The following is a 5,899-nucleotide window of genomic DNA, read 5'->3' as shown; positions in this document are numbered from 1 at the left end:
AGTGGCACTTAGGCAGCAAGAAATAATAAAACAAAGGAGCCTTCTGTCAACTTCTGTAAAGAGGCGCAAAAGAGACTGCTCCCCCTCATTAAGAGCCAGAATCTTGGGAAAATTAACAGGAGGGTTTGGAGGATTATGGGGAGCCTTGATATAAGAAACGCATCATCAATGCGTTAATGAGTTGATAGTTTTTGGTTTATGGTTTTCAGGGCAGGTCCACCCCACCCATACCACTACCATTTCGGTTTTGGGTTTGAGCTTAATGGCTGGGCTGAAAAAGGTGTGAGGAGGAAATGGTGAATAGGTTTTTAGGAGATTGGCGGGTTTGGGTGTGGGAAGGGGTTGGGACCGGCTGTGAGGGTCATATTTGCGCGGATTGCATCAGGTGATTGGGGAAGAAAATGTATGCTTGACAGGGGGCTGGTTTGTGGTAATATTAAGGCATAAGGTTAAAAGTCAAATCTGCCCTGAAATGATGGGCAGGGAAAAAAGGAGGTCTAATGATAGTTACGATGGTTTGTGCGTTTGTGATTGCGCTGAGCCCGGCTGGGTTTCAGAGCAACACCCCGCCGAACTGGGGCGGTGGCGGTCCGGATTCCTTCGGTTACCGGTATCTTGACTCAGACACTGTCTGCCCGGGTGCACCCACCTACAATTGGATTAACATCAAGGGCTTGGGCACAAGGGTGACCGGCTTAGGTGACGACAATGTTGTCGGACCGTTTGAGATAGGGTTTGAATTCCCGTATTACTGGTACAAGGTAAGCAAGGTCTATATTGGCTCAAACGGCTACATCGCATTCCATGATAATGCCCTGAATGCCCATCCGTTTCCGCCGATTCCCAATCCCCGGCGCACCAACAACACCCTTGCGGCGATGATGTGCGACCTTGACCCTTCGGATTCGCCCAATGGCTCGGTCTGGGTCTGGACAAGTCCAAACAACGACACCTTTATTGTTGAGTATGACTCAATCAGGTTCTGGTCCACCGGCGGCAACAACTCCTTCCAGATTATCCTCTCTTTGCCTGACTCCTCCATTACCTTCCAGTACAAGGAGCAACAAGGTCAGCCCTATAACGGCTGGCTCCCGGATGGGAATCAGTGTGGGATTGAGAATGTCTCGGGCAGGATTGGTCTGAACTACCTCTCCGGCAACATTCCCCCTGGGAATATGTACCATCCGGAACTGGCGGTAAAGTTTATTCCACCTGAGTCAACAACCCTGCAGGTGCATGATATGGCGGTGCGCAATGCGATGAACGACCGCAACGGCGGGATGTTTGCGATTAACCGCGAACCCATCACCTTCTGGGGTGTTATCCAGAACACCGGTAACCAGACCGAAAATGAGTTCAAGGCTTATGCGCGGGTGCGCACACCGGTAGGTGCGGTCCTGTTCATCGATTCAACAATGGTCCGGGCGCTCCATCCGAACGAGACCGACTCGGTGGTGTTTACCAGGACCTGGACACCAACAAATACCGGCACATATGTGATTGAGGTGATTACAAAACTGCCCGGTGATGCGGTGCCAGTCAATGATACGGCAAAGGTGGAACTGGGGGTTGTGACCCTACCAGCGACCCTATCCTATGACCGTGGCACCAGAACCCATATGTGGTCTTGGAATGGACCTGGTGGTTATGGAGCAAGGTTTGTGCCACCGGTTTATCCCTGCTCAATCATCAATGCACGGATGTATATGAGTTCCACAAGCCCGGTGGAGTGTGCGATGGCGATTTATGATGACAATGGACCTGGAGGCTCTCCTGGTGACCCGCTTTATGCTGCGACGGTGACGGTGAGTGCTGAGCAGTGGTACACAATAACCCCACCCAGCCCAATTGTGATAGAAGAAGGTGCATTCTTTGTTGGTGGAACCTCAGCGGTTCCCAGTGCACCTTCGTTCGGGCACGATTCGGTGGCACCGATATCCAATCAGAGCTGGGAATATACCGGTGTCTGGGCAACCTCACGGCATGACCAGGATGTGATGGCGAATGCAAGGGTCTCAGGTCCGGTGGGTGTTTTTGAACTACAGCCCGAACCGGTGAAGATGCCGGCAAAACTTGAGGTTGCACCCAATCCTGCAACCAATACGGTCAGGCTGACGCTTAACCGCGCAATTGACGGCGAGGCTGAGATTTTTGATGCCACCGGCAAACTGGTGCAAACAGTAATTTTGAAAGACGGCGCAGGTGTATTTGACAGCCGCAAACTGGCAGGGGGTATCTACTTCGCGCGGGTGAAAGAGAACGGTTCCGGTGTGGCAAAGGTGATAATTTCAAAATAGTACAAACGGCTTTGCATGGGGGCGGCGAAAGGTCGCCCCCTTTTTATTTTTCAGACCGAAGTAAAGGTTGTAAACTCGGAAATTTTTTAGGATGGAAGTGATGGTTGATAAGGTTAATGATAATCCCTGGAATTTGCTGATTTAGTTGAGTTTCAAATTTTTGCGCAATCTCGGCAGCCGGGGTATGGAGGAGGGACTTAAGCAGGTTGATTTGGTCAATGGTCAATGGATAGGTGCGGCTGGTTGTTTCTTTAGGGAGGCAGGTGGCGCAGACCACACCACCACGGGCGATGTTAAAGTTTGCCGTTTCAGAGATGGGAGAGCGGCACCGCAGGCAATGGTTGAGTTCTGGTTTGTATCCAAGAAAGGTCAGGGCTTTCAGAAGAAAGGAGAGGAGTAAAGGTTGGAGGGATGGGGTAGATGCATTTTCAATTGCAGAAAGGTAGGTTACAAGGAGTTTGAATATCCGCATTTCAGGATGGTGGGGTGGAAGGGTGTTGAGGAGGAATTCGGCTATCTGGCTGGCGGCAACGAGCCGGTTGGGGTCAAGGGCGATGCCAGAATGGGTGGAGATGAGTTCGGCGTCGGTCAAGGTGCACATATCACCGGTTCGTGCCAGGTAAAGCACCAATTGGGAATGGGCGAAAAGGTTGAGACTGGGACCAAGCGGGCTTTGGGGGCGCCGTGCACCTTTGGCGATGCCGGTAATAATGCCAATCTCCTGAGTGAGAAGGGTGACAACCTTAGATGATTCGCGCCATCGGCGCTGGCGCAGGCAAACGGCTTCAGTTTTAACAATCCGGCGCATCAGTCCTCAGAGCGAATCTCACCCACAAGTTCCTCCACAAGGTCTTCAAGGGTAACGATGCCTTTGACCCTCCCGTGCTGGTCTTCAATAACTGCGAGATGCTCACCCCGGTGCTGCATCTGGCGCAAAAGTTCCAGCGCCCGGGTGGTTTCCTTTACCCGCATAACTGGGCGCACCACCGGGTAATCAGAATCTCTAAGGAGGTCTTTGGCAATGATGCAACCGATGATGTTGTCCCGGGTTTTTTCATAGACGGGAATGCGGCTGTAACCGTATTCCTCAAGGAGTTTAAGCACCATTTTTCTTTCCGCGCCTAAGGGGAGGGATTTGACCATTGCAATTGGGATTGCCGCTTCAATCACCTTCATCTGGGAGAATTGAAAGAGGCGCGCAGCCATATTGGCGGTCTGGTGTTTTCCTGCGCGCCCGGCAATGACCTTGAGGTAGTCTTCGCGGGTAAGACGGAGGGTTTTGGTCTTGGGCAAAATGCGGGCAAGGATAAAGACCACAGGCGTGAATAGAACCCGGCTGGCGTTTAAAATCAGGGCGCTCCGCTGGAGCCAGCGGCTGGGCAGTGATTGGGCAAGCGCCTTGGGAAGATAATCACCCAGTATCAGGGTAAAGGTGACAATGAGCACCACCGCTACCGGCGTATAACCCGCACCGAACTCGCCGACCGTGTAGTGTTCAACAAGAATGGTAGCAAAAACATTCGCAAGGTTGGTGCCGATGAGCGCGGTGATGAGGGATGGTGTGAATTTTTCAAGCGCGGTGAGTGCCTCCTTTGCCCCGGCAAGATGCTGGCGGGACCAGTGGGTGAGGCGCAGCCAGTTTGCCCGGTAAAGCGCAGTTTCAGTAGCCGCATAAAAACCGGTGATAAGGATTAAAATAAATGCGGCAAGCGGTTCCATTTATTCGGTCCCGGGGGTGTTTTTGCCCCCTGGTGTCTTCTGAATCAGGACCTTGGCAAGTTTGCGCTCGGTAACCTGTTGAATGGTAATCTTTAATCCCGCTAAATTTATCCTGTCACCGGCGCGTGGCAACCTGCCCAACTGGTCATGAATGAAGGCAGAGAGGCGCTCGTGCGGGATTTTCTGAAAGGCGTTGTTAAATAGGCGGTTCAGGGTGGCAATGTCAATCTCGCCATCAACAAGATAGACACCTTCACCTAACTCTTGATAAGGGAGCTCATCGGCGAAGTCAAACTCGTCTGAGATTTCGCCGAAGATAGCCTCAAGGATGTCCTCAAGGGTAACCAGACCCGCAGTCTGACCGAACTCATCAACCACGATGGCGATGTGGGAGTTTTTGCGCCTGAGTTCGTCAAGGAGAGGGGTAAGGCGTTTGACCTCGGGCACAAAGTAGGGTTTACGGGCAATGGTGGTAACGAGAAGGGAGGGGTCGGGCGCGGTCAGGAGTTCTTTAAGATGAAGGATGCCGGTGATATGTTCGAGGTTGTCTGAATAGACCGGAATCCGCGAGAAACCGGAGTGACGGCAGAGAAGGAGCGCATCACCGATTGTGGTGTTTTCCGGAATTGCTACGATGTTGCTGCGCGGGGTCATCACCTCGGAAACCGTGCGTCTGTCCAGATCAATCAGGTTCCGCAGGATCTCCTCCTCTCCAGGGAGGAGAATACCCTGCTCCCTGCCCACCGCAATCATTGTCTCCAGTTCCTCATCGGTGAGTTGGGGCGACTCCTTGGGGATAAAGGTAAGGGGTGAATGGAGCCTTTCCAGAAGTAGGGTGAGGGGAAAAAGGAGCCACTGGACCACACTGACGAACGGCGCACTGAAGCGGGTAAAACCTTTCGGGTTGCGGTTGGCAAAGACCTTGGGTCCAACCTCACCGAAGATTAACAGGGTAATGGTCATCAAGATACCGCCCAGCCCAAGGATGGTTTTTGGGAGAATGCCCAGTTGGCGACTCAGATTTAAGAGCAACAGGGTAAAGATGGCGGTGGCGCTGGTGTTGACAAGGAGGTTGCCCAAAAGGAGGGTGGCAAGGAGACGCTGGGATTGGGCAAGGAGTTTTTTTGCCTGGGGGATTTTTTCAAGCTGCCAGGGGTGCAAGGAGAAGAGCGCGGCTTCAGAACCGGAGAAGATTGCGGAGAGGATAAGGAGGAAAAGGGTGAGAATGATTAGGAGGGGCATTGGGGGTTAAATTTTATGGCAGCCGGTTCATCTCCTGATGGGAGAAGCCGGCAAGGTGTAAAAGCCCGTGACGAACCAGAAACAAAAGTTCGGCACGCAGTTTTCTTCCTAACGCCTTTGCCTGCCTTCGCGCCTGCTCCCGGGAGATGTAGATTTCGCCCAAGAGAATTTGCTTCGGGGATTCCTGAGGTAGGGCGAGGGGAAAGGCGAGGACATCGGTGGGACGGTTGCGGTGAAGGAAGCGCCGGTTAAGTTCGGTGATGTGCCGGTTATTGGTGAAGATGATGTTGACAGTTCCTGGCTGACGGAAGACGGTTGACCGATGGAAGAGGAGGGGGTTCAGCTCTTTGAGGAGCCGGCGAATGGCACAAATCAGCTGGCGGTCCTGCGTGCCAAAGATTTGGGCGCGCAGCGGTTCCCACCCATCAGGCTTCTTTTGCCCTTTTCTCCTCATAGGCATGGATAATCTTGGAGACCAAAGGCGGGCGGACAACATCAGACTTGTCAAAGTAGACGATTTTGATGCCATCAATCCCGGCAAGGAGGGTCTCCGCCTCCACCAGACCCGAAACATACTGATGGGAGAGGTCAATCTGGGTGATGTCACCGGTGACAATTGCCTTGGAGTTCCAGCCGAGCCG

Annotated in this window: 6 protein-coding genes; 1 reads left to right on the top strand and 5 read right to left on the bottom strand. The window is 52.8% G+C overall.

Going from position 1 to position 5,899, the window contains the following annotated elements; genetic code table 11:
- Nucleotides 1–500 precede the first annotated feature (500 nt).
- The gene (locus ABIK47_07935; protein MEO0020543.1) at nt 501–2,297 is read left to right on the top strand and encodes a T9SS type A sorting domain-containing protein; all 1,797 of its coding nucleotides are present in this window, start codon (nt 501–503) and stop codon (nt 2,295–2,297) included.
- A gap of 43 nt (nt 2,298–2,340) precedes the next feature.
- Here the strand turns inward: ABIK47_07935 and recO are convergent, their stop codons facing one another.
- From recO to ABIK47_07910, 5 genes are all read right to left on the bottom strand, one after another.
- The gene (gene recO, locus ABIK47_07930) at nt 2,341–3,105 is read right to left on the bottom strand and encodes a DNA repair protein RecO (protein MEO0020542.1); all 765 of its coding nucleotides are present in this window, start codon (nt 3,103–3,105) and stop codon (nt 2,341–2,343) included.
- Nucleotides 3,105–4,016, bottom strand: coding sequence for a CNNM domain-containing protein (locus tag ABIK47_07925; protein MEO0020541.1), 912 nt, complete (start codon nt 4,014–4,016; stop codon nt 3,105–3,107). The genes recO and ABIK47_07925 overlap by 1 nt, the downstream gene beginning before the upstream one ends.
- Entirely contained in the window at nt 4,017–5,258 is a 1,242-nt protein-coding gene (locus ABIK47_07920; protein MEO0020540.1) for a hemolysin family protein, read from the bottom strand.
- Nucleotides 5,259–5,271: 13 nt separating this feature from the next.
- Nucleotides 5,272–5,712, bottom strand: a complete 441-nt coding sequence (gene ybeY / locus ABIK47_07915; GenBank protein MEO0020539.1) for an rRNA maturation RNase YbeY — start codon at nt 5,710–5,712, stop codon at nt 5,272–5,274.
- A partial coding sequence (locus ABIK47_07910) for a PhoH family protein (GenBank protein ID MEO0020538.1) occupies nt 5,684–5,899 on the bottom strand: 216 nt, incomplete at its 5' end. The genes ybeY and ABIK47_07910, both read right to left, overlap by 29 nt.

The sequence above is a fragment of the candidate division WOR-3 bacterium genome (genome assembly GCA_039801245.1).
GTDB lineage: Bacteria > Hydrothermota > Tepidihabitantia > Tepidihabitantales > Tepidihabitantaceae > JAOABP01.
This window is presented reverse-complemented; position numbering and strand designations above follow the sequence as displayed.

Excerpts from the sequence above, each read along its gene's own strand:
- ABIK47_07935 (MEO0020543.1), top strand. The coding sequence starts at position 501 with ATGATAGTTACGATGGTTTGTGCGTTTGTGATTGCGCTGAGCCCGGCT.
- ybeY (MEO0020539.1), bottom strand. The coding sequence starts at position 5,712 with ATGAGGAGAAAAGGGCAAAAGAAGCCTGATGGGTGGGAACCGCTGCGC.
- ABIK47_07925 (MEO0020541.1), bottom strand. The coding sequence starts at position 4,016 with ATGGAACCGCTTGCCGCATTTATTTTAATCCTTATCACCGGTTTTTAT.
- recO (MEO0020542.1), bottom strand. The coding sequence starts at position 3,105 with ATGCGCCGGATTGTTAAAACTGAAGCCGTTTGCCTGCGCCAGCGCCGA.
- ABIK47_07920 (MEO0020540.1), bottom strand. The coding sequence starts at position 5,258 with ATGCCCCTCCTAATCATTCTCACCCTTTTCCTCCTTATCCTCTCCGCA.